This window comes from Ruegeria sp. YKSF131 (assembly GCF_059612645.1).
The window spans coordinates 1-23,521 of the sequence record NZ_JBXWQZ010000001.1; the positions used below are offsets into that span (position 1 = coordinate 1).

At 58.3% G+C, this 23,521-nt stretch carries 21 protein-coding genes and 1 pseudogene; 17 read left to right on the forward strand and 5 right to left on the reverse strand.

The window, feature by feature from the left end; all coding sequences use genetic code 11:
- Positions 1–245: pseudogene (locus AC2FLZ_RS00005) on the reverse strand (C4-dicarboxylate ABC transporter substrate-binding protein); the annotation flags it as partial.
- A 430-nt stretch (positions 246–675) separates the two neighbouring features.
- Here AC2FLZ_RS00005 and acs point away from each other — a divergent pair.
- The 8 genes from acs to AC2FLZ_RS00045 all read left to right on the forward strand — a co-directional run bounded on the left by acs (position 676) and on the right by AC2FLZ_RS00045 (position 10,080).
- A complete protein-coding gene (acs, locus tag AC2FLZ_RS00010) occupies positions 676–2,640 on the forward strand; it encodes an acetate--CoA ligase (protein ID WP_480493360.1) in 1,965 nt (654 codons plus the stop codon).
- A 7-nt stretch (positions 2,641–2,647) separates the two neighbouring features.
- Positions 2,648–3,331 (forward strand): adenylate kinase, encoded by a 684-nt coding sequence (locus AC2FLZ_RS00015; RefSeq protein WP_480493362.1) that lies wholly within the window; start codon positions 2,648–2,650, stop codon positions 3,329–3,331.
- Between the two features lie 180 nt (positions 3,332–3,511).
- On the forward strand, positions 3,512–3,796 hold the full coding sequence (locus AC2FLZ_RS00020) for a DUF4212 domain-containing protein (RefSeq protein ID WP_209504901.1): 285 nt from the start codon (positions 3,512–3,514) through the stop codon (positions 3,794–3,796).
- A gap of 15 nt (positions 3,797–3,811) precedes the next feature.
- The gene (locus tag AC2FLZ_RS00025) at positions 3,812–5,596 is read left to right on the forward strand and encodes a sodium:solute symporter family protein (RefSeq protein WP_480476698.1); all 1,785 of its coding nucleotides are present in this window, start codon (positions 3,812–3,814) and stop codon (positions 5,594–5,596) included.
- A 108-nt stretch (positions 5,597–5,704) separates the two neighbouring features.
- Complete coding sequence (locus AC2FLZ_RS00030; protein WP_496881571.1) at positions 5,705–7,528, forward strand: DUF294 nucleotidyltransferase-like domain-containing protein; 1,824 nt, start codon at positions 5,705–5,707, stop codon at positions 7,526–7,528.
- 27 nt (positions 7,529–7,555) lie between these two features.
- Positions 7,556–8,074: a hypothetical protein gene (locus tag AC2FLZ_RS00035; RefSeq protein WP_480516730.1), complete on the forward strand. Its 519-nt coding sequence runs from the start codon at positions 7,556–7,558 to the stop codon at positions 8,072–8,074.
- Between the two features lie 2 nt (positions 8,075–8,076).
- Positions 8,077–9,489 carry a 3'-5' exonuclease gene (locus AC2FLZ_RS00040; protein WP_480553291.1) on the forward strand — a complete coding sequence of 471 codons (1,413 nt, stop codon included), beginning with the start codon at positions 8,077–8,079 and terminating at the stop codon, positions 9,487–9,489.
- 90 nt (positions 9,490–9,579) lie between these two features.
- Positions 9,580–10,080, forward strand: coding sequence for a flavin reductase family protein (locus AC2FLZ_RS00045; RefSeq protein ID WP_480476690.1), 501 nt, complete (start codon positions 9,580–9,582; stop codon positions 10,078–10,080).
- On the opposite strand, the gene AC2FLZ_RS00050 is transcribed toward AC2FLZ_RS00045, so the two are convergent.
- The 3 genes from AC2FLZ_RS00050 to AC2FLZ_RS00060 are packed head-to-tail and all read right to left on the reverse strand — an operon-like array spanning position 10,077 to position 12,309.
- The gene (locus AC2FLZ_RS00050) at positions 10,077–10,556 is read right to left on the reverse strand and encodes a DUF6505 family protein (protein ID WP_480493367.1); all 480 of its coding nucleotides are present in this window, start codon (positions 10,554–10,556) and stop codon (positions 10,077–10,079) included. The genes AC2FLZ_RS00045 and AC2FLZ_RS00050 overlap by 4 nt on opposite strands.
- Positions 10,553–11,251, reverse strand: a complete 699-nt coding sequence (locus AC2FLZ_RS00055; RefSeq protein ID WP_480476686.1) for a biotin/lipoate--protein ligase family protein — start codon at positions 11,249–11,251, stop codon at positions 10,553–10,555. The genes AC2FLZ_RS00050 and AC2FLZ_RS00055 overlap by 4 nt, the downstream gene beginning before the upstream one ends.
- Entirely contained in the window at positions 11,248–12,309 is a 1,062-nt protein-coding gene (locus AC2FLZ_RS00060) for an Mrp/NBP35 family ATP-binding protein (protein ID WP_480553290.1), read from the reverse strand. The genes AC2FLZ_RS00055 and AC2FLZ_RS00060 overlap by 4 nt, the downstream gene beginning before the upstream one ends.
- A 132-nt stretch (positions 12,310–12,441) precedes the next feature.
- Between AC2FLZ_RS00060 and AC2FLZ_RS00065 the strand changes: the two genes are divergently transcribed.
- Positions 12,442–13,170, forward strand: a complete 729-nt coding sequence (locus AC2FLZ_RS00065; RefSeq protein ID WP_480553288.1) for a hypothetical protein — start codon at positions 12,442–12,444, stop codon at positions 13,168–13,170.
- Here the strand turns inward: AC2FLZ_RS00065 and AC2FLZ_RS00070 are convergent.
- Positions 13,164–15,116 (reverse strand): 4Fe-4S binding protein, encoded by a 1,953-nt coding sequence (locus AC2FLZ_RS00070; protein ID WP_496715212.1) that lies wholly within the window; start codon positions 15,114–15,116, stop codon positions 13,164–13,166. The two genes, AC2FLZ_RS00065 and AC2FLZ_RS00070, sit on opposite strands and share 7 nt — an antisense overlap.
- A 263-nt stretch (positions 15,117–15,379) precedes the next feature.
- Here AC2FLZ_RS00070 and AC2FLZ_RS00075 point away from each other — a divergent pair, with 263 nt between their 5' ends.
- The 8 genes from AC2FLZ_RS00075 (at position 15,380) to AC2FLZ_RS00110 (ending at position 23,515) form a co-directional block, all read left to right on the forward strand.
- Complete coding sequence (locus AC2FLZ_RS00075; RefSeq protein ID WP_480516718.1) at positions 15,380–15,934, forward strand: DUF3305 domain-containing protein; 555 nt, start codon at positions 15,380–15,382, stop codon at positions 15,932–15,934.
- Positions 15,931–16,506, forward strand: coding sequence for a DUF3306 domain-containing protein (locus AC2FLZ_RS00080; protein WP_496808582.1), 576 nt, complete (start codon positions 15,931–15,933; stop codon positions 16,504–16,506). The genes AC2FLZ_RS00075 and AC2FLZ_RS00080 overlap by 4 nt, the downstream gene beginning before the upstream one ends.
- A 4-nt stretch (positions 16,507–16,510) precedes the next feature.
- Positions 16,511–17,122, forward strand: coding sequence for a TorD/DmsD family molecular chaperone (locus AC2FLZ_RS00085; RefSeq protein WP_480476674.1), 612 nt, complete (start codon positions 16,511–16,513; stop codon positions 17,120–17,122).
- Between the two features lie 57 nt (positions 17,123–17,179).
- The gene (locus AC2FLZ_RS00090; RefSeq protein WP_209504175.1) at positions 17,180–17,368 is read left to right on the forward strand and encodes a ubiquinol-cytochrome c reductase iron-sulfur subunit N-terminal domain-containing protein; all 189 of its coding nucleotides are present in this window, start codon (positions 17,180–17,182) and stop codon (positions 17,366–17,368) included.
- Between the two features lie 105 nt (positions 17,369–17,473).
- Positions 17,474–20,368: a formate dehydrogenase subunit alpha gene (locus AC2FLZ_RS00095; RefSeq protein WP_496881572.1), complete on the forward strand. Its 2,895-nt coding sequence runs from the start codon at positions 17,474–17,476 to the stop codon at positions 20,366–20,368.
- A gap of 12 nt (positions 20,369–20,380) precedes the next feature.
- Positions 20,381–20,974 carry a formate dehydrogenase FDH3 subunit beta gene (gene fdh3B / locus AC2FLZ_RS00100; RefSeq protein ID WP_209504177.1) on the forward strand — a complete coding sequence of 198 codons (594 nt, stop codon included), beginning with the start codon at positions 20,381–20,383 and terminating at the stop codon, positions 20,972–20,974.
- Positions 20,975–21,049: 75 nt separating this feature from the next.
- A complete protein-coding gene (locus AC2FLZ_RS00105; protein ID WP_480516710.1) occupies positions 21,050–22,252 on the forward strand; it encodes a formate dehydrogenase subunit gamma in 1,203 nt (400 codons plus the stop codon).
- Positions 22,253–23,515 carry a c-type cytochrome gene (locus tag AC2FLZ_RS00110; RefSeq protein WP_480516708.1) on the forward strand — a complete coding sequence of 421 codons (1,263 nt, stop codon included), beginning with the start codon at positions 22,253–22,255 and terminating at the stop codon, positions 23,513–23,515.
- Positions 23,516–23,521: the final 6 nt, after the last annotated feature.

Below are 23,521 nucleotides of genomic sequence, written 5' to 3' on the forward strand. Positions count from 1 at the left end.
ATCTCGAAGGCGCCGATTTCAATACCGTCCAAGTTCTCGCGCGGCTTGGATAGTCCGCCATAGCTGACATTGATGGTGAATTCACCGCCGGTTTTTTCGCTGACAAGCTCGGCCAGTTTTTCAACATGCTCGGTGAAGGCACGACGTTTGCCCCAGACTGATGCGTTCCATTCAGTTGCAAAGGCTTCACCGACAAAAGCAAAGCTCAGGGCGGCGACGGCCGCGCCGCTCAACATCTTTTTCATCATTTGATCTCCCATTGCTGCGCCTCCTCCCGAGGCGCTTGAGGATCAAGCTAGCGCCAACATTCTACTGTGCCAACCCTGCCTTGGCTTTCCGCTGGTATCAGAAGAAGTTCCCGCTTGGATTGCGCATGCAGGAAAACCAGGTGTTCGTGGACTGACCCCCGCTTGTGTCAAGCAATGCAAGCAGGACATGTGTTACACCTATCCATTTACTTTAAAAAGATTTTTACAAAATTTACGCGTTTTCTTTACTGGATGTGGCCGTGGTTAGAAATTTCTTTACAAATAAATTCAGGGATTCCGGCAATTTATTTATTTATTTTCAGAACTCGGTAATATTCGACTTTGGGGAGGAACGGGATCGACATTGCCGGACCAAGTGGCAAAAAATGTCCCAACGTAATCCAGTCCAGAGGGAGGAGCCTCAAAAATGACCACCGCTGCCCAGGCAGATGCCAAGACCTATCCGCCATCCGCAGAAACCGTCGCCCGTGCGCATGTTGATGCCGAAAAATATGCCGGCATGTACGCCGCTTCGATCAGTGACCCCGACGCATTCTGGGGCGAGCAAGGCAAGCGCGTCGACTGGATCAAACCCTTCACCCAGGTCAAAGACGTTAACTACGATTTCGGTTCGGTTAAAATAAACTGGTATGCCGATGGCACCTTGAATGTCTCGGCCAACTGTTTGGATCGCCACCTGAAAACCCGCGGCGATCAAACGGCAATCATCTGGGAACCGGACGATCCAAATGATCCGGCTCAGCATATCTCTTACGCAGAACTGCACCGCCGCACCTGCCGCATGGCCAACATCCTTGAATCTATGGGTGTGCGCAAAGGCGACCGCGTCGTCATTTATCTGCCTATGATCCCCGAGGCCGCTTATGCCATGCTGGCCTGCGCGCGGATCGGCGCAATTCACTCTATTGTTTTTGCAGGCTTCTCGCCGGACGCTCTGGCAGCCCGGATCAACGGCTGTGACGCCAAGGTTGTCATCACCGCGGACGAGGCTCCGCGCGGTGGTCGTAAGACGCCGCTGAAATCCAATGCTGACGCGGCACTGCTGCACTGCAAGGATACGGTCAAGTGCCTTGTCGTCAAACGCACCGGTGGCCAGACCACCTGGATTGACGGTCGTGACTTTGACTACAACGAAATGGCCCTTGAGGCGGACGACTACTGCGCACCAGCCGAAATGAGCGCCGAAGATCCGCTGTTCATCCTCTACACCTCCGGCTCGACAGGTCAGCCAAAAGGCGTTGTTCACACAACCGGCGGCTATCTTGTTTACGCCGCAATGACGCATGAGATCACCTTCGATTACCACGAAGGCGACGTGTACTGGTGTACGGCAGATGTGGGCTGGGTGACCGGCCACAGCTATATTGTCTATGGCCCGCTGGCCAATGGTGCGACAACGCTGATGTTCGAAGGCGTTCCAACCTTCCCCGACGCGTCGCGTTTCTGGCAGGTCTGCGAAAAACACAAGGTGAACCAGTTTTACACCGCGCCCACAGCGATCCGCGCCCTGATGGGTCAGGGCAAAGAGTTTGTCGAGAAATGCGACCTCAGCGATCTGCGCACTCTGGGAACCGTGGGTGAACCGATCAACCCCGAAGCCTGGAATTGGTACAACGAAGTCGTCGGCAAGGGCAAATGTCCCATCGTGGATACATGGTGGCAAACTGAAACCGGCGGTCACCTGATGACCCCCCTGCCCGGCGCCCATGCAATGAAGCCCGGATCGGCAATGAAACCGTTCTTTGGCATCGAACCGGTGGTGTTGGACCCGCAGTCCGGCGTCGAGATCGAAGGTAATGGTGTCGAGGGTGTGCTCTGCATCAAAGACAGCTGGCCCGGCCAGATGCGCACTGTCTGGGGCGATCATGAGCGGTTCGAAAAGACCTATTTTTCGGATTACAAAGGCTACTACTTCACTGGTGATGGCTGTCGTCGCGATGAAGATGGCGACTACTGGATCACCGGCCGCGTGGACGATGTGATCAACGTGTCTGGCCACCGCATGGGAACGGCCGAGGTGGAAAGCGCTCTGGTTGCACACGCCGCCGTAGCAGAAGCTGCGGTTGTTGGGTATCCCCATGAAATCAAGGGGCAAGGCATCTATTGCTATGTCACTTTGATGAATGACCGTGAACCAAGCGAAGAGCTCCGTAAGGAGTTGCGCACCTGGGTCCGGACCGAAATCGGACCGATTGCCAGCCCCGATGTGATCCAATGGGCCCCGGGCCTGCCCAAAACACGTTCCGGTAAGATCATGCGCCGCATCCTGCGCAAGATCGCCGAAAATGATTTTGGTTCGCTGGGTGACACCTCGACACTGGCCGATCCGTCGGTGGTCGAAGACCTGATCGAAAACCGCGCAAGCAAGTGAGGATGTGATGGACGCCGCCACGATCACCACTCCCGCAGTACTCATCCTTCTCGGCCCTCCGGGCGCCGGGAAGGGCACGCAGGCCCGGATGCTGGAAGAGAAATTCGGGCTTGTTCAACTCAGCACGGGTGACCTGCTGCGCGAAGCCGTTGCAGCAGGCACGGACGCAGGCAAAGCCGCCAAAGCCGTGATGGAAGCCGGTGATCTGGTCAGTGACGAGATCGTCATTGCGATCCTGCGCGACCGTATGGCGCAATCAGATTGCGCCAAGGGCGTCATTCTGGATGGGTTCCCCCGCACAACGGTTCAGGCAGAGGCGCTGGATGGTCTGCTGGCGTCCAATGACCAGAAGATCAACGCAGCAATCAGCCTGGAAGTGGAAGATGCCGAAATGGTGATCCGCATTTCGGGCCGCTACACCTGCGCGGGCTGCGGCGAAGGGTACCACGACCAGTTCAAGAAGCCAGCCGAAGACGGAAAGTGCGACAAGTGCGGCAGCACCGAATTCAAGCGCCGCGCGGATGACAACGCTGAAACCGTGGCTTCGCGCCTAGCGGCTTATCATGCACAGACCGCGCCGCTGATCACCTATTACGACGGTCACGGTGTTCTGAAACGCATCAATGCCATGGGCAGGATCGAAGATATCGCTGGCGATCTCGAAGGGATCGTGAGCGACACCATGAGTTAAGGGGAGGAGATAAGCCACAAGGCTTTGATCCTAAAAAGAATACTTCAAAAGACCGCTTTGGCGGACTGGTGAAGTTTTACCTGGCACCATACGGTGTTGGGCATTGTCGAGAAGCGGACCGACGCACTGGAGGAGTTGAGCACCGGGCCGCCAAACGAGGAAGCGAAGGAGGAACCCGCAATGGCGGATCAATCTACAAACTCCGCGCAGGCAGCCGAAGCCGACAAGGGCTATTGGCAGGCCAACCTGCGCCTCATCTACATCAGCCTCGTGATCTGGGCGCTGGTGTCATTTGGATTCGGCATCCTGCTGCGTCCGCTGCTGTCGGGCATCGCCGTCGGTGGTACTGATCTGGGCTTTTGGTTCGCTCAGCAAGGATCGATCCTGGTCTTTCTGGTGCTGATCTTCAACTACGCCTGGCGCATGAACAAGCTAGACGCCGAACACGGCGTGGATGAAGAGTAAGGGAGAGCGGGGATAATGGATCAGTTTACCATCAACCTGCTGTTTGTCGGCGCATCCTTCGCGCTGTACATCGGCATTGCGATTTGGGCCCGCGCGGGTTCCACATCAGAGTTCTACGCCGCCGGTCGCGGCGTACACCCGGTCACCAACGGTATGGCAACAGCGGCGGACTGGATGTCTGCGGCCTCGTTCATCTCGATGGCGGGCCTGATTGCCTTTACCGGCTATGACAACTCGACCTTCCTGATGGGGTGGACGGGTGGCTACGTGCTGTTGGCCCTGCTGCTTGCGCCGTACCTGCGCAAATTCGGCAAGTTCACCGTATCGGAATTCATCGGCGACCGTTTCTACAGCCAGACAGCGCGCATCGTTGCGGTGATCTGTCTGATTGTCGCATCGGTGACCTACGTTATCGGTCAGATGACCGGTGTTGGGGTTGCCTTTGGCCGCTTCTTGGAAGTGTCGAACACCACCGGGCTGTTGATCGGTGCAGGCGTTGTGTTTGCCTACGCGGTGTTCGGAGGGATGAAGGGCGTGACCTATACACAGGTCGCTCAGTACTGCGTGCTGATCACCGCCTACACCATCCCTGCCATCTTTATCTCGCTACAGCTGACCGGCACTCCGATTCCGGCGCTGGGTCTGTTTGGCGACACTGCAAGCGGTGTACCGCTACTGACCAAACTGGACGGCATCGTAACAGAGCTGGGCTTCAACGAATACACGGCCCATCACTCCAACACGCTGAATATGGTGCTGTTCACCCTGTCGCTGATGATCGGTACCGCCGGTCTGCCGCACGTTATCATGCGCTTCTTCACCGTCCCCAAAGTGTCTGACGCACGTTGGTCGGCTGGCTGGGCGTTGGTCTTCATCGCACTGCTGTATCTGACCGCTCCGGCTGTTGGCGCAATGGCCCGTCTGAACATCACCGACATGATGTGGCCCAATGGTGGCATCGAAGGTGGTGCCGTTACAGTCGAACAGATCGACAATGATGCACGGTACGACTGGATGGCCACATGGCAGAAAACCGGCCTGCTGGATTGGGAGGACAAGAACGGCGACGGCAAGATTCAGTACTACAATGACAAATCTGAATCGATGCAGGCGATTGCGGAACAAAAAGGCTGGGTCGGTAACGAGCTGACCAAGTTCAACCGCGATATCCTGGTTCTGGCCAACCCCGAGATTGCCAACCTGCCCGGTTGGGTAATCGGTCTGGTCGCTGCCGGTGGTCTTGCGGCTGCTCTGTCGACTGCTGCGGGCTTGCTGCTGGCGATTTCGTCGGCCGTGTCCCACGACCTGATCAAGGGCGCAATCAACCCGCAGATCTCGGAAAAAGGCGAGCTTCTGTCGGCACGGATTGCGATGGCTGTGGCGATTGCTGTAGCGACCTGGTTGGGTCTGAATCCTCCGGGCTTTGCAGCACAGACTGTTGCTCTGGCCTTTGGTCTGGCGGCAGCCTCGATCTTCCCGGCACTGATGATGGGGATCTTCTCGACCCGCATCAACAACACCGGTGCTGTTGCAGGTATGCTGGCAGGTCTGGTCGTTACCCTGGTCTACATCTTCCTGCACAAGGGTTGGATGTTTATTCCGGACACCAACTCGTTCACCGATGCCGATCCGTTGCTGGGTCCGATCCAGTCGACCTCGTTCGGCGCTGTCGGTGCCATGGTCAACTTTGCTGTCGCCTATGTTGTGGCTGGCATGACCAAGGAAACTCCGCCTGAGATCAAGGAACTGGTCGAAAGCGTTCGCATTCCCCGTGGTGCGGGTGCAGCTCAGAACAAGTGAGCATGATGCGGTCGTTGGCTCTTGCCTTCGACCGCGTCTTTCGATCCACTACTCCCGCCCGGCATACCACTGGGCGGGATTTTTTCACCAGAACACCGGAGACATCAGATGCCCCTGTCCCACGATGAAATCGCCCGGTTTCTGAAATCCGTTCATCCCTATGACGCGTTACCGGCTGAAGCCCTGGATCAGATCGTAAAACAGATCGAGGTCTGGGAAGTAGAGGAAGACACCTCGGTCTATGAACTGGGTCATGCGCTTCCCGGCGTATTCGTGATCTATGAAGGACAGGTTGAAATCACCGATGAGAATGGTGCCGTTGTCTCTCAACTAGGCTTGCGCAATTCTTTTGGAGAGCGCGGACTGCTGAAAGACGGCAAGGCAGCCACCAAGGCGCGTGCGCACACTCCGTCGGTCCTGATTGTTTTGCCACCGGATCTGGTGCGCGAGTTGATCGACGGTCACGATGTGGTCGCCAAGTTCTTCAACCGCACACGCGGCGACAGAAGCGGCCCGCAAAGCCTTGCGACCAGTTCCATTGATATTCTGATGGCACATAACCCGGCTACCTGCCCCGCGGATACGCCTGTTCAGAAAGCGGCGCAGATCATGCGCGACAAACACATCTCGTCACTATGCATCACAGACGGCGACACGTTGCAGGGCATCGCGACGCTCCGGGATATCTCAGGCAAATATGTTGCGGACGGCCTGCCTCCGTCCACACCGGTTTCCGAGATCATGACCGCGAACCCCGTCACCCTGTCACCCGGTGACATCGGCTCAGACGTGTTGCACATCATGATGGAACGCGGCATCGGCCACGTCCCGATTTCAGAGGGCGGTCGGCTGGTCGGTATCGTCACACAAACCGACCTGACACATTACCAGGCCGTGAACTCGGCCGAACTGGTGCGACGCATCGCCCAGGCAAATACCGCCGAAGGTATGGCGCGGGTAACGGCGGAAATCCCACAGCTGCTGGTACAACTGGTTGCAGGAGGGAACCGGCACGAAATCGTCACACGCCTGATCACCGACGTTGCTGACACGGTTACCCGGCGCCTTCTGGCCCTTGCTGAACAGAAACTGGGCCCGCCCCCTGTGCCGTATCTGTGGCTGGCATGCGGCTCGCAAGGGCGGCAGGAGCAGACAGGCGTGTCGGATCAGGACAACTGCCTGATGCTGGATGACAGCCTAACCGATGCGGATATGGAGTACTTTGTAATGCTGGCCAGGTTCGTGTCGGACGGGCTGGATACCTGTGGCTATTTCTATTGTCCCGGCGACATGATGGCGACCAATCCGCGCTGGTGTCAGCCGGTGCGTGTCTGGCGCGACTATTTCAAGGGATGGATCGCCAAACCGAACCCCGAAGCGCAGATGCTGGCCTCGGTCATGTTTGACTTGCGCCCGATAGGCGGCACGTTCGACCTGTTCGCCGACCTGCAAGCCGACACATTGGCGGCGGCCAGGTCCAATTCGATCTTCGTCGCACATATGATCTCGAACTCGTTGAAACACACGCCGCCGCTGGGGTTGCTGCGTGGGTTTGCAACCATCCGGTCGGGCGAGCACCGCAACACGCTGGATATGAAACACAATGGTGTTGTTCCGGTCGTGGATCTGGCGCGAATCTACGCCCTGCAAGGCGAACTGCCCGAGGCCAATACGCGCGCCCGTCTGAAGGCTGGCGAGGCCAATGGCGTTCTCAGCGCGTCAGGCGCACGCGATTTGCTGGACGCCTATGATCTGATCGCCGAAACCCGGCTTGAACATCAGGTCCAGCTGGTCAAATCGGGCAAGAAACCAGACAATTATCTGCCACCTTCCGATCTTTCGGACTTTGAGCGAAGTCATCTTCGTGACGCCTTCGTTGTGGTAAAAACCATGCAATCAGCGGTCGGCCACGGCAAGGGAATGCTGGGCTGACATGCATCTGAAGAACGGAGAGACACGATGTTTCTGGAATTGATCGGCACTGTTTTTGCGGGCTTCGCTTTTGCGGGTATCGTTCTTGTGCTGAACAAGCTGACCGGAGGGCGGTTGCCGAAATGGGTTACTCCGGTCGCGGCGGGTTTGGGGATGATCGCTGTGACCATATCCAGCGAGTATTCCTGGTACGACCGTACGCGCGAACAGCTTCCCGAGGAAATGGCAATCGTGCAAGAGGTTGAAAGCCGCGCCCTCTACCGCCCGTGGACCTATGCCGTGCCCTTCGTCGACCGCTTTGCCGCTATCGACACCGTGTCGGTGCGAACAAACGAAAACGTTCCCGACCAACGACTTGTCGATCTTTATTTCTTCGGTCGCTGGGCTCCGGTTTCAAAACTGCCCGTGGCCGTAAACTGTGCCGAGAATCGTCGCGCCAACCTTGCGGACGGTGCTGAGTTTTCCGATGACGGACGTCTGCTGAATGCAGACTGGATATCTGCCGGGCCTGCCGACCCCATCATCGACGCCACCTGCGGAGTTTGACAATGCTCACAGGGTTAAGCCTGCGGCTCAGGATATTTCTGTTTTTCTGCCTGCTCGCGCTCGGCGGGATATCAATCAGTTCCGCCGCCCTGTGGATCACCTATGCCCGGGCCGCACAACCTGACCTGTTTGATGACTTCATCTTTGCCGAGGTTCTGATCGGGTTTGGATTGCTGGCTTTGATCGCCGGTGTCTGGCTGTTGTTTGACGACAATGTCGCCAAGCCGATCGAACGGCTTTCAGCGCAACTGCGGGCCCGCGCTCATGCCGGTGTCAGCACGGACCTGGACATGCAGGCCGCGCGGTATTTGGGAGATCTGGCCCCTGCTGCAGCTGGCCTGGCCGAGCAACTTGCCGCAAATGCCATGCACACAGCCGAGGCGGTGGCTGCTGAAACCGCTCATCTGGCGGCGGAAAAACAGCGCCTTACTGCCCTTCTGACCGAGATCCCGGTCGCCATGTTGCTGGCCAGTCCAAAACACCAGATCGTTTTGTATGACGGTCAGGCGGCCGAGGTGCTGGCCCAGATCGCGCATCCCCGCCTGAACGCCTCGCTCTTCGAGTATATCGAATCGACGGGGCTGACGGACGCGTATGGAAAGTTGTGCAAATCAGGTAAGGATGTTTTCTGCACCCTGACCAGCGTGGACGGCCGACAAACCTATTCGGCCCGAATGAAGCCATTGGGTGACGCACCCGGTTACATGCTGGTGTTCGAAGACAGCGTTGCCCGTATGTCGCCAGATGAGGCCCGCCCGCTGGTCTATGATTTCGAATTGCTGGACACGCCGGGTGACGGCGCGTTTGAAAACCGCTCTTTGCTGGATCTATGTTTTGTGGTCTTCGACACGGAAACAACCGGCTTGCTGCCACACAAGGATGAGATCGTTCAGATCGGCGCGGTCCGCGTTGTGAAAGGCAAGATCGTCGCGGGCGAGCATCTGGACATGCTTGTAGATCCGGGCATTCCGATCCCTGCTGCCTCGACCCGCGTGCACAAGATCAGTGATCACATGGTTCAGGGCGCACCGGATATTGTCAAAGCCGGACGTGTGTTTCACCAATTCTCACGCGATGCGGTGATTGTGGCCCATAACGCGCCGTTCGACATGGCGTTCCTTCGCCGCCATGCCAAGCGTATGGAAGTCGAATGGGATCATCCGATACTCGACACTGTGCTGTTGTCGGCCGTTTTGTTCGGCGCCAGCGATACACATACACTGGACGCGCTGTGTGAACGGCTGGACATCACTATCCCCGAGGCGCTACGTCATACGGCATTGGGCGACGCGGTGGCAACAGCCGAGGCGCTGGTCAAGATGCTGCCCATCCTGCAAGCGCGCGGGCTGAACACCTTTGGCGAAGTCATCGTCCAGACCCGCAAACACGGGCGTCTGCTGGAAGACCTGAATTAACACCGAAATTTGCAAACGCCGTTCAGCTTTTCGTGGACAATCCGGGCCACGCATGGCACCTGATGCGCGGCCAAGGAACACGCGCGCGATATGACGGAAAAGATTTTCACACCAACCCCGGATCAAAGCCACGCCTTTCGTGAGGCTCTGGGATGTTTCGGAACGGGTGTCACCGTGATCACTGCGCAAACCGAAGACGGCCCACGTGCAATCACCGTAAACTCGTTTGCGTCGGTGTCCCTGGACCCGCCGCTGGTGCTGTGGTGCCTGGCCAGAGAGTCAAACCGCTTCGATACGTTCAGCACCTGCACGCATTACTCGATCCACGTCATGGCTCAGGATCAACAGGATCAGGCGCTAAGATTTGCACGCGACGGTGTGGATTTCACCCATGCCGAGTGGACGACAGACGAGGCTGATCGCCCGCAGCTGGCCAATTGCCTGGCTCGGTTTGACTGCCGTTTGCATGCCCGGCACGAGGCCGGAGATCATCTGATCATTGTCGGTCATGTGGATCAGGTCATGTACCGCACTGGCAAGGGTCTGATCTTCAAGCGCGGTCAGTTCGGCGGGTTTGTAGACCCTTTCTAGTCGTCCAGAGACCCATGCACCGCCAGCACCTCTAGCTGTGCGTCTTGCGGAGTGATCACACGAAAGGATTCGTGCACTCCTGTCTCAGATAATTCTCTGGCGACGGTCAGCAGCGTGTTGGCGGCATGGTCTTCACACAGATCTGACATGTGATCAATCTCAGCCTGTGCCACGCCTAATGCGGCTTCGACCGAGGGCGCTCCATAATACTGCACGAAGTGTTCTGCCAAGTTGCGGGTGACCTGATCCCTTTCAGCGGCTTCAATCTGGGTTACCGCCACAAATGTCACCCGGCCAAAGGTTTCCAGCCCCAGCCAGCCATTCGCAAAAGCCTGACGCGCCTTACCTTCCAGATCCGCGCCGCTCCAGTTCGAAAACTCGAACCCGCCCGAAACGCACCATTCGCCCGTACGTGCCGGAGAATGAAACACGTTCATGTCGCTTTCATCGAAATGGATGGCGCGGGCCAGTTTCATCGTCCGTTCTCCAATAATTCCGTCAACGGGCGCAAACGGGTGTTGACCCCGTCGCGGATCAGCATTCCGAACCGCTCATCCGCTCCAAGGAATACACCGCCATCGACCCGTGGCTCACCTACCCCACGCAGCAGGCCCATCCATTCGGCATGCAGCGGCGCGTTGCCATCCTCCTGCCAGCGGTTGAGCCAGGTCAGCATATGGCGTGACCAGCTTTCGACCAGTTGCGTGGCCGACACCTCGGCGCAGCCTTCATCATAAAGGGCTGTGACATCCGGTGTCTCGCCGGGCGCGGTGCTGGTTTGCATCAATGCGAGCTCCCAGCCGACAATCAGCCAATCCGGTTCTTCTTCCGCGTTTTCCCCGGATGCCGAAACGCGGAACACACCGCATTTCGCGCCATTCACACAGATCACACCGTCCCATTCCAGATGCACCGCCACTTCAGGCGGGGCCAGAGCGCCCAGCGCATTCTGAAACCCGACAGCACAAAGCGGCAGCATCGCCATCGCGTCCCGCAGTGGCACCTCGGGCGCAAATACGATCGCGACACGCAGGTAATCGGCCTGAATGTTATAAACAACCGCCCCCGCATCGCAGCCCAAAGCCGCCATAGCCTGGGCCCGTTCAAACGGGTCTTCCCCACCCTGAACCGGGTGACCCGTCAACAAAGGGGGAAAGACCGGTTGGCTCATGCGGTGCCTTTGGTGATCATGTCGCGGGCGATCTTGCGGAAAGCCTCGGCCTGAGGACTGTCTGGCTTGCTGACCACAATTGGCGCGCCCCCGTCTGCGGCTACACGAATGTCCAGATGCAACGGGATTTCACCCAGCAGCGGCACGCCCATCGCCTCGGCCTCAGACTTGACACCACCATGACCGAAAACATGTTCTTCGTGCCCACAGTTCGAACAGATATGCGTGGACATGTTTTCGATCATCCCAACAATAGGTGTCTTGAGCTGATTGAACATGTCGATCCCCTTGCGGGCATCAATCAGCGCCACGTCCTGCGGCGTCGAGACGACAATAGCGCCGTCCACCTTGAATTTCTGGCTTAGCGTCAGTTGCACGTCACCGGTGCCGGGCGGCAGGTCGACGATCAGCACGTCCAGGGCACCCCATTGCACCTGGCTCATCATCTGTTGCAGCGCCCCCATCAGCATCGGCCCGCGCCAGACAACCGCCTGCCCTTCGTTGGTCATCAACCCCATCGACATCATGGTGACGCCGTGGTTGCGCAGCGGTAGGATCGTCTTGCCATCGGGGCTGGCCGGGCGGCCCGAGACGCCTAACATCCGAGGCTGCGACGGCCCGTAAACATCCGCGTCCAGCAGACCCACGCGCCGCCCTTCTGCGGCCAGTGCACAGGCCAGATTGGCCGACACGGTGGATTTGCCCACCCCCCCCTTGCCAGAAGCAACCGCGAGGATCCGGTCAACACCGGGAACGGCCTGCGGTCCAGTTTGGGATGGTTTGGGTTTCGGCTTCAAATCCGGCGGCGCCTTATCGGAATGCGCAGTCATCAGGGCCGATACATTTGCAACGCCCTCAACCATCTGCGCAGCCTTCTCAGCTGTTGCGCGCACAGGTTCCATCTTGTCGGCATGCTTCGGATCAATCTCAAGAACAAAGCGAACCGTGTCGCCCTCAACATTCAGCGCGCGCACGATGCCCGCGCTGACAATGTCCTGACCCGAAACCGGATCGGTGATCTTTTTCAGGTTCGCCAGAACCGCGTCACGAACACTCATGCTGTTCTCTCCTTGGTGTGCCCCGCCGACAGGGGCGTGCGTGTCGACATGTATTGGTCGCCGCTCATTGCATGTGTCTCCGTCTCTTTCTGTTCATTTGACGCATCGCAGCCTTCATAGTTAGGCTAAACCATGCGCCTTGTCTTGTTGTGCCTGAGCCTGACGCTCACCGCCACCCCCTCCTTGTCGCAGGAGGCGATTGGCCTTGCGGCTCCGGCAGAGGTTAAAGACTCCGGTCTGTTGCAACATATCCTTCCTCGCTTCTCTCTCAAGACCGGGATACGCGTTGTCGCAGATGATGCCGGTGCCATGGTGCTGGAAACCGCGCCGCCCGGTGATCCTGTCTTTGCCCGTGGTGGAGTGGTCTATCACCTGCGGATCGAAGGTGATAATCGTCAAATCCGGTTTCGCGATTGGCTGCAATCAGATATCGGCAAGCGCACTGTCGAAGGTTTTCTTCCTGCGGTGGGTGAACCGTTCAGCACCGGCTTTGATCCCACATTCACCCAGTCGGACGATACCCTGGATGGCAACACCGTGCTGGGCGAAGAACTATCTATGACCCATTGTGGTCGATGTCATGTGATTGGCCCCCGAAACCGGATGAGCGGGCTTGGCTCAACCCCCTCTTTCGCGGTTCTGCGCGCGATGCCGGATTGGTCGGAACGGTTCGAGGCGTTCTTTGCCCTCAATCCCCACCCCGCATTCACGCAGATCGACGGGTTGACACCCCCCTTTGATCCCGAGCGACCATCCCCAATTCACCCGGTCAAGATGACGTTGGACGATCTTGAAGCCATCCTGGCATTTGTTTCGCGCATTGACGCCGCAGATCTGGGCTCGCCGCTAAAGCTTCAGTGATCCTTTCTATCCGAATAGTAATCCTCGGTGGTAACGACCCGAGGCTTTGGTTTTGACTGGAACGGATTGTCCTGCTGCTGGAAATGAGCATTCACCCGGCAATTGTCACACATCTGGATCATCCGCGCCTGTTCCGTTGAGGCAAACATCGGGTGCGTGCCCGAAAGCTTTTCCATGATCCGTTCAACGGTTGATTTCACCCCAAACAAAGCCCCGCATTCGACGCAGGCAAATGGTTCCTCCTCGTTCAGGACCTGCTGAGACAAGGCAGCATCGCTCAGGTCCATTTGTGGTACCAAGGTGATCGCATCTTCGGGGCAGATCGTCTTGCACATTCCGCATTGCAGGCACGCATCCTGCTGAAAGTTCAGCTGGGGCTTGTCAGGGTTATCCATCAAAGCCCCGGACGGGCACAGAGACACACAACTAAGACAGAGCGTGCAACTGTCAGTATTCACTGCAACGGCACCGTAAGGCGCACCTTCAGGCAATGGCAGCGGGGCTTTGGCCTGCGGATTCAGGGCCTGTGCGGCCAGTCGCGCGATTTGTCGGCGGTTGCCAAGTGGCAAGACCGGATCTGCCAACGGTTCGGGGACATTTTGCGCATACAGCAAGTCTGCCATCGCATCAGGGTCCACCTCCTCAATCAGCCCGATCCCATCCGAACTGGCTATGGCACGTGCCAGTTCAAGTTCGCGATCCAGCGCATCCCGCTCGGTCGTCGGTGCCAGCAGCACATCCACACGCGCAAATCCATGAGCCAGTGAGGCCAGCATTTCCGAATGACCGAACCCGGATATCACTTTCAATTCCAGCGGGATAACATCCGAAGGCAATCCCCGCCCGAACCTTGCTGCAAGCCTTATCATTTCGGCCCCGTGGGCGTCGTGCACAAGCAACCGGGGTGCGATACCGCCTGCCCTTCGGTACGTGCGCGCCAGAGTGTGCATCCGTGACAACAAGGCCGAAACAGGTGGATCTTCATAGGTTATCGCCGTCGACGGGCAGACCGCCGCGCATTCACCACACCCGGCGCAGACCATCGGATCAATCGCTACATGCTCGCCCGAGGGCGTGATTGCACCGGTTGGGCAGATATCCAGACAGTTTGAGCACCCGACCTGTTCCGCCCGCGAATGGGCGCAAAGTGTTTCTTCCAGTCGCACGTACAGGGGTTTTTCGAATGTTCCGACCAGTTGGGCGGCGTCGAAAGCCAGACTTTCTACAGAAACCGCATCCTTGGGATCAGCCCGCAAGTACCCCTCGCGCTTGGCCGGGGCCTGCACAAAGGGCGTGCCCCCCGTCAGATCAACAATGATATCGCAGGCCGATTGCGCCCCATCTCTTGGTTCCGTCCAATTGAAAGCACCCCTGCCTGCGGGAACCACTTGCTGCACATTGTCCAGACGCAAAGAAAACCCACCCAGAGCACCCGAAACAGACCGCAACTGTCCCCGAATGACGTCGAAGGCCCGAGAGTCCGGCTCAGCCTGATCTGTGACCAGAACGGTTACAGCCAGTGTCCGGGCCAACCTTTCCGCCAGTCCAAAGGCAACGGTGCCCGGACCCATGATGAAACACGTGCCTTCGCTGATGACATCAACGCTGGGCGTCACGGGTTGCGGCAGGAACGCTTCGGCGGCTAAGGCAGCCATTTTGGCCGTCGCATCCGCGCCCTGATCGGACCACCCAGCGCGATCCCGCAGGTCGACAAAGCCGGGGGTCTCGATATTCATATCTTCGGCAAGCGACCGGAACACCTCTTGTTCTTGCAGACAGGCGATGACGGTATCGCCCTCTTGAATCAAGGCCGCAGCGGATTGCAGTTCTTTTGTACAAAGCGCGGTATGCACCTTTGAACAGGAAATTCCGCAGGCGCTTTCGATCCTGTCCGGATCCAGCGCCTGAGTTCCCGCGCAATCGCAGAGCAAAAGTTTCGTGCCCATGTCCCCTCCCTCGGGAAGCAGTCCCGATCCTCTGCACTTTAGGCTGCATTCCCGATGAAGCAACTTCAACCCTGCGCAGCGTGCAGGGCGCCGGGCAGAATTTCGCGGCAAAATCCCATAAAACAAAAGCCTTCTCAGGCTTTGATCACGAAGACGCTACCGGGAATACGACCAAAGTATTAACGCACGGGCTTGGCACGTGGCTATTTTGTGTACCATAGTGGACGTGGAAAGGCAGGGGAGAGCCTTTCGGGGAGGATCCAGTGGCCAAGGCCGCAAGCCAGATCGACATGCCGGTTGGCGTCATTGTGCGCAAAACACCCGGGGTCACGCGTTGGGCCCGCTGGAACTGGCGCGCGGTCGCCGTGTTGCCTGGTGCAGGGCCAGCCGATTGGCAGGAACTGCGCCGCGAAGGCGAGGCGGTCGAATACCACGCTGCCACCCTTCCTCTGACTCTTTGGGCGGACGAGACCGAAGCCTATCTGGTCAACCTGTCGGACGGGCAGCCCTCGATCTATCTTGTACTGCGGAATGAGCTGAAGGGCGACACGCCGCTGAATGCAGTTCTGATCACCGCTTCTCCGTTCCAGGGGCAGGATTACGCAGATACCGGCGAAGAAATTGTCGAGAAAATCCCGATGACCGAAGGGCTGATCGCCTGGGTGCGGGATTTCACCCTGAAACATCACCAGCACGAAGTGTTCGTCAAGCGCCGTCGCGACAAGAAGCGGACGGATCTGGTTGAAGACGGTAAAGGTGATGCGCGTATCAGGCAGGTATCGGACGTGTACCGCTCGCCGAGACGGGTGCTGCAATGACAGAGCGGCGTGATTTCTGGTCGCGCCGGAAGGCAGCCGTTCAGGCCGAAGCTGAAGCCGAGGCGATGGCCCTCGAAGAACGGGTGATCGCAGCACATCACACCGAACTTGAAGAAAAGAGTGACGCCGAGATTTTGGCCGAATTCAACCTTCCCAATCCGGATACCCTCGGACCCGGCGATGATGTTTCGGGCTTTATGTCCAAGGCAGTGCCTGATCGCCTGCGGCGCCGCGCCCTGCGTCGGCTGTGGCGGTTGAACCCTGTTCTAGCCAATGTCGACGGGCTGGTCGATTACGGCGAGGACTATACCGATGCGGCCTGCGTGATCGAAAACATCCAAACCGCCTATCAAGTTGGAAAAGGCATGCTGGCGCATGTCGAAGCGCTGGCCGCCGACGCGCAAGAAACGGAAGAAAACGAAATCGAAACTGATACGCTCTCTGAACCAGAGGTCGTGCCAGTTGACCCCGATCCCGTGCCACAGCCGGTTTCAGTGGTTCAGGTGGAAGAGCCGGAAGAAGTCGACCGTCCCCCGTCTCCACGTCGAATGACATTTGAATTTGAAGGATGACCGAATGACCGCAAGTGACGCGCACACTCTGGATGTTTCAGCCGAGGATCGCCTGCGCGCGGATTTCTATAACTTTCTGGGTCTGTTACTGGCAGGTCCTCCGGACCAGATGTTGCTGAACCAAATGGCTGGTCTGGTCGGAGATGACACGGATCTCGGCAAGGCCATTCAATCCATGGCGCGGGTTGCCAAGGTCACCAAGCCAGCCGCTGCCGAACGGGAATTCAATGCGTTATTCATCGGATTGGGCCGGGGTGAGTTGCTGCCTTACGCCAGTTTCTACCTGACGGGCTTCCTGAACGAGAAACCCTTGGCTCAGCTGCGCAATGACATGGCGGTTCGCGGGATCACACGTGCCCAAAACGTGTTCGAGCCCGAAGATAACATCGCCTCATTGATGGAGATGATGGCCGGAATGATCGTCGGGCGTTTTGGCAGCCCGGCATCCCTGGATGACCAAAAGGCATTCTGGAGCAAGCATATCGGCCCCTGGGCCACGCATTTCTATTCGGATTTGGAAGCAGCCGAGAACTCGGTTCTTTATGCATCCGTCGGCACTGCCGGTCGGGTGTTCATGGAGATCGAGCGCGAAGCGTTCCGGATGACGGCGGGGTAACCCGCACATCGCCGGTGTCCTATGGGCGCCAAACCGCAATTGGGAAAGGAGGTTCCCATGAGCAAGACCAAGGAAGAAGGCGCCACCCGCCGTGACTTCCTCAAACTGGCCGGAACCGCAGCACCCGCTGCCGTTGCCGCCGCCAGCCTGACCGGGAAGGCCGAAGCCGCCGCGCTGCCGACCGACGAAACCCGCATTCAGGATACTGCGCATACACGCGCATACATCGAGAGCACCCGGTTCTAGGACTGGACGCTTTCACACCCGACAGACGGTTGCGATTGGCCCTGACGTCGGCTTCAGCAGTACCAAGCCAGCCGTGGCTTACACGGCGCGCAAGGGAGGAAAGACATGCTTAGGAAAAAGACCAACGGGGTTGCGAGACGCCCCCAGCGGACAAGTATCCTGTCCCAGGTCGGCGAGAAAACCGTCGATCGCCGCGCATTCCTGCGTGGCTCGGGCCTGACGATCGGCGGCCTTGCCGCGATCAGCGCCACAGGTGGAACCGTGACGCCAGCCAGTGCCCAGACGGCGGCCAAACAGGCCGTTGAAAACATCAAATCCGTATGCACCCACTGTTCGGTCGGCTGTACTGTCGTTGCCGAAGTGCAGAACGGTGTCTGGGTCGGGCAGGAACCCGGCTGGGATAGCCCGTTCAACCTGGGTGCACACTGTGCCAAGGGGGCCTCGGTTCGCGAGCACGCCCATGGTGAACGCCGACTGAAATATCCGATGAAAAAGGAAGGCGGCGAGTGGAAGCGCATTAGCTGGGAAGAGGCGATCAACGAGATCGGCGATGGCATGATGTCGATCCGCGAAGAATCCGGGCCCGACAGCGTGTATTGGCTGGGCTCTGCAAAGCACAATAACGAACAGGCCTATCTGTTCCGCAAATTCGCCGCCTACTGGGGCACGAACAACGTGGACCATCAGGCCCGTATCTGCCACTCGACCACGGTTGCGGGTGTTGCGAATACATGGGGCTACGGCGCCATGACCAATTCGTATAACGACATCCACAACTCGCGCGCCATCTTCATCATCGGCGGCAACCCGGCTGAAGCGCACCCTGTCTCTCTGCTGCACGTTCTGCGCGCGAAAGAGCAGAACAACGCACCGCTGATCGTCTGCGACCCGCGATTTACGCGCACCGCGGCCCATTCGGATGAATATGTCCGTTTCCGCCCGGGCACAGACGTTGCGTTGATCTGGGGCATCCTGTGGCACATCTTCGACAACGGTTGGGAGGATAAAGAATTCATCCGCACCCGTGTCTGGGGCATGGACCAGATTCAGGATGAGGTGGCCAAATGGACGCCTGAAGAAACAGAACGCGTCACCGGCGTGCCTGGCTCGCAACTGAAACGTGTTGCCCGAACCATGGCCAACAACCGCCCCGGCACGGTCATCTGGTGCATGGGCGGCACACAGCACACCAACGGCAACAACAACACCCGCGCCTATTGCGTGCTTCAGCTTGCGCTGGGCAATATGGGTACCTCGGGTGGTGGCACCAATATCTTCCGCGGCCACGACAACGTGCAGGGCGCGACAGACCTTGGTGTATTGTCCCATACCCTGCCCGGCTATTACGGCCTGTCCGCGGGCGCATGGGGCCACTGGAGCCGCGTCTGGGGTGAAGACCTGGATTGGTTGAAGGGCCAGTTCGCCACGATCAAGGGCAAAGACGGCAAGGACAAACCGCTGATGAATGAAAGCGGTATCCCGGTATCCCGCTGGATCGACGGTGTTCTGGAAGACCCTGCGAACATGGATCAGGACAACAATGTCCGTGCCATGGTTCTGTGGGGTCACGCGCCGAACTCGCAAACGCGGGGTCCGGAAATGAAAACGGCAATGGAAAAGCTGGACATGCTGGTCGTGGTCGACCCGTATCCCACCGTTTCCGCTGTTCTGCATGACCGCACCGATGGCGTCTATCTTTTGCCCGCCTGTACGCAGTTCGAAACCCGAGGTTCGGTCACCGCGTCAAACCGCTCGTTGCAGTGGCGTGACAAGGTCGTAGAACCGCTGTTCGAAAGCCTGCCGGACGAGGTCATCATGGCCAAGTTCGCCAATAAGTTCGGTTGGGCGGATCGCCTGTTCCGCAATATCGAGATGGAAGACCCCGAGACCCCGAATGTTGAAAGCATCACGCGTGAGTTCAACTCGGGCCTCTGGACCATCGGCTATACCGGGCAGTCGCCGGAACGTCTGAAAAGCCATATGGCCAATCAGCACACGTTCGACAGAACCACGCTGCAGGCCATTGGTGGACCAAACGACGGCGAATACTATGGTCTGCCGTGGCCCTGCTGGGGAACCGCTGAGATGGGTCATACGGGGACACCGAACCTCTATGACATGTCCAAACCGGTGGCCGAAGGTGGCCTGACCTTCCGCGCCCGGTTCGGTGTGGAACGCGATGGCGACAACCTGCTGGCCGAAGGGGTCTATAGCGTTGGATCAGAAATTCAGGACGGATACCCTGAATTCACGATGCAGATGCTGATGGATCTTGGCTGGGACGGTGACCTGACGGCTGAAGAACGCGCTGCAATCGATGCCGTTGCAGGCCCCGAGACCAATTGGAAAACCGACCTTTCAGGTGGTATCCAGCGGGTGGCGATCAAGCATGGCTGCGCGCCCTTCGGGAACGCCAAGGCCCGCGCGGTCGTCTGGACCTTCCCGGATCCGATCCCACTGCATCGCGAGCCGCTTTATACGAACCGGCGTGATCTGGTGGCGGACTATCCGACCTACGAGGATCGGCACTCCTATCGCCTGCCCACCCTCTATGCTTCGATCCAAAAGAACGATTTTTCAAAGGATTACCCGATAATCCTGACGTCTGGTCGTCTGGTCGAATATGAAGGCGGTGGTGACGAAAGCCGGTCTAACCCATGGCTTGCTGAACTTCAGCAGGATATGTTCGTCGAGATCAACCCGCGCGATGCCAACAACCTTGGCATTCGGGACGGACAACAGGTCTGGGTCGAAGGTCCGGAAGGCGGCAAGGTCAAGGTGATGGCGATGCTGACCAATCGGGTTGGTGCCGGTGTCGCCTTCATGCCTTTCCACTTTGGCGGCCATTTCCAGGGCGAGGATCTGCGGCACAAATACCCCGCCGGTGCTGACCCCTATGTTCTGGGCGAAAGTTCCAACACCGCCCAGACCTATGGCTATGATTCAGTGACCCAGATGCAGGAGACCAAGTGTACTCTCTGCAAGATCTCGGCAGCGTAAGGAGGACGATTAATGGCTAGAGCAAAGTTTCTCTGCGACGCTGAACGCTGCATCGAATGCAACGCCTGCGTAACCGCGTGCAAGAACGAGCATGAGGTACCTTGGGGTATCAACCGCCGCAGGGTGGTGACGATCAATGACGGCAACCCGGGCGAACGCTCGATCTCGGTGGCCTGTATGCATTGTTCGGACGCACCCTGCATGGCGGTGTGCCCGGTCGACTGCTTCTATCAGAACGAAGAAGGTGTTGTCCTGCACTCCAAGGACCTGTGCATCGGTTGCGGTTATTGCTTTTACGCGTGCCCGTTTGGCGCGCCGCAATACCCGCAGGCGGGCAATTTCGGTTCACGCGGCAAGATGGACAAATGCACGTTCTGCGCTGGTGGTCCCGAAGAAAACCACTCGACCGCAGAGTTCGCCAAATATGGTCGCAACCGGATCGCCGAGGGCAAACTGCCCATCTGCGCCGAAATGTGCTCCACCAAGGCCCTGCTTGCCGGTGACGGCGACGTGGTGTCGGCTGTTTACCGTGAACGCGTCGTGGCGCGCGGTTTCGGCTCGGGCGCCTGGGGCTGGGGTACTGCCTACGACCAGAAAGACGGCTAAGCCGCTGTCTGCACAAAGCAATGGACAACCCGCTCAGCGCGGGTTGTCCGATCTTGGAATTTGACCGAGGTTCAGATGCTCCGCTTTCTCATCGCTTTTCTGTTCACCCTTGGGCTTACCTTTTCGGGTGCCGCCCAAACGACCGATGACAGCACCGCCATACCTGAAAGGGCGGGAACCGGCGGAGCGACGACCCTCGAAGACATCCTCGCCCGGCAACGTGGTGAGAAGGTGGATAACGCTTATCGCTCCGACAATACCGGCCAGAGCAATGTCGAGGGTCTGATGGGGCAGCTTGGCACCCGTGGTGTTGCATCGAACAGCGATGTGTACCGTGCGTTGCGCTATGGTTCGGCCGATGTGACCGTGTCGTCAAACGGCCCCGCTGCTAGCGTGTTGATACAGGATGGTGGCATGTGGTGGCTGAATTTCCGCACCGGACCGCTGCGCGAATATGGCACTTACATCATCGCCGGGATGTTGGGCATCATTTTGCTGTTCTTCCTGATCCGTGGGAAAATCCACATCGATGGAGAGAAAACGGGCCGCACAGTCACCCGTTTCAACGGGATTGAACGTTTTGGCCATTGGCTGTTTGCAGGATCGTTCCTGATCCTCGGCATTACTGGTTTGCTCACGCTCTATGGCCGCGACTTCCTGATCCCGGTCTTCGGCAAGGAAGGTTTCGCCACCATCGCACAAGGCTGCAAGTGGCTGCATAACAATCTGGCCTGGGCCTTTATGCTGGGTCTGATCATCGTCACGGTGAACTGGATTGCTCATAACATCCCCAACCGCACTGACCTGAAATGGCTGGCCGCTGGCGGGGGCCTGTTCACCAAGGGCAACCACCCGCCCGCCCGGAAATTCAATGCGGGGCAGAAGATCATCTTCTGGGCCTGCATCCTGCTGGGCGTGTCAATCAGTCTGTCCGGCTTATCACTGCTGTTTCCGTTCGAGTTGCCCCTGTTCGCCAAGACCTTCTCGGTCGCAAACGCCACGGGCGTTCCTCAGGCGCTGGGTCTGACCTTGCCGGTGCAGATGTCACCGCAGGAAGAGATGCAATTCGCCCAAGTCTGGCATGTCATGATTGCCTATGTGTTCATCGCGATCATCGTTGCGCATATCTATCTCGGCTCGGTCGGTATGGAGGGCGCATTTGACGCCATGGGAACCGGCGAGGTCGAGGAACAATGGGCGCGCGAGCATCACTCGCTCTGGCTGGAAGAGGTGCAGGAAAAAGAGGCTGGCAAAGCAGCCGCCTCACCCGCTGAATAGATGCGTGGGCTGGTTCTGGCGCTGGCGCTGGTGCCCCTGCCTGCCGTGGCAGAGTTCTTTACACTGAAAGGGCATGGCGGCCCCATTATGGGCATTGCCACCGCGCCAGACGGTCGCATCGCAACAGCCAGTTTCGACAACTCTGTGGGTCTTTGGACCGGGCAAAAGCCAGATTGGTTCGAAGGGCACGAAGCGGCGGTGAACGCAGTCGCGTTCAACGGCTCCGCTTTCTATTCTGCTGGGGACGATTTCACCCTGCGCAAATGGCCCAGCGGTGAAGTCATTGGCCGACACAAGGGCAAGATTGTCGGCCTTGCCACGTCAGAAACCCTTATTGCCACGGCCAGCTGGGATGGAACAATCGGCCTGTGGCCTGTCGATGGCACAGAACCCGCGCGGCTTGGACCGACTGGCAGTGGCGTAAACGCGGTCGCATTCTCACCTGACGGCACGCAGCTTTATTCGGCGGGCGTCGACGGCGCTTTGCGGCTATGGGATGTATCCAGCAGGCAGGAAACAAGGCGTCTGGTCGAGCACGGGTTCGGCATCAATGAACTGGCCCTGAATGCACAGGATAACTGGATCGCCTATGGTGCGGTTGACGGTGTTACGCGTATCCTTGACCTTGCCACCGGGGAAGAGCGCGACTTCACACTGGACCGCCGCCCGATCCTTGCCCTTGCACTCAGCCCGGATCGGAGACTCTTGGCCGTAGGCGATGGCGAAGGGTATATTATGGTCATCGACACCGTCGATTGGCGCATTGCACAGGATTTTCGCGCCACGTTGCGCGGTCCGGTCTGGGCTTTGGCATTTTCCGCAGACGGTAAAAGCATCCATGCGGGCGGACTTGACGAGGCGATGTACAGCTGGCCTGTGGACGCGTTGTCCGGCCAACACCAGATGGCCTCGGCAGAACCGAGTTTCCTGAAAAATCCTGATGAGATGGACAACGGAGAACGCCAGTTTGCGCGCAAATGTTCGATCTGTCACAGCCTGTCCTCCGATAATGCACGACGTGCAGGCCCCACCCTGCACGGTGTATTTGGACGTCCGGCCGGCACAGTTCGCGGATATTTGTACTCGGATACATTGCAAGGCTCTGATATCATTTGGAATGACGAAACGATAAATGCCCTTTTCGACGAAGGGCCAGACCACTACATTCCGGGGTCGAAAATGCCGATGCAGCGGATTGCCAAAGCACAGGATCGCCAGGATCTTATCGCTTTTCTGCGTCGCGCAACAACTGACCGGAACTGAACCGGA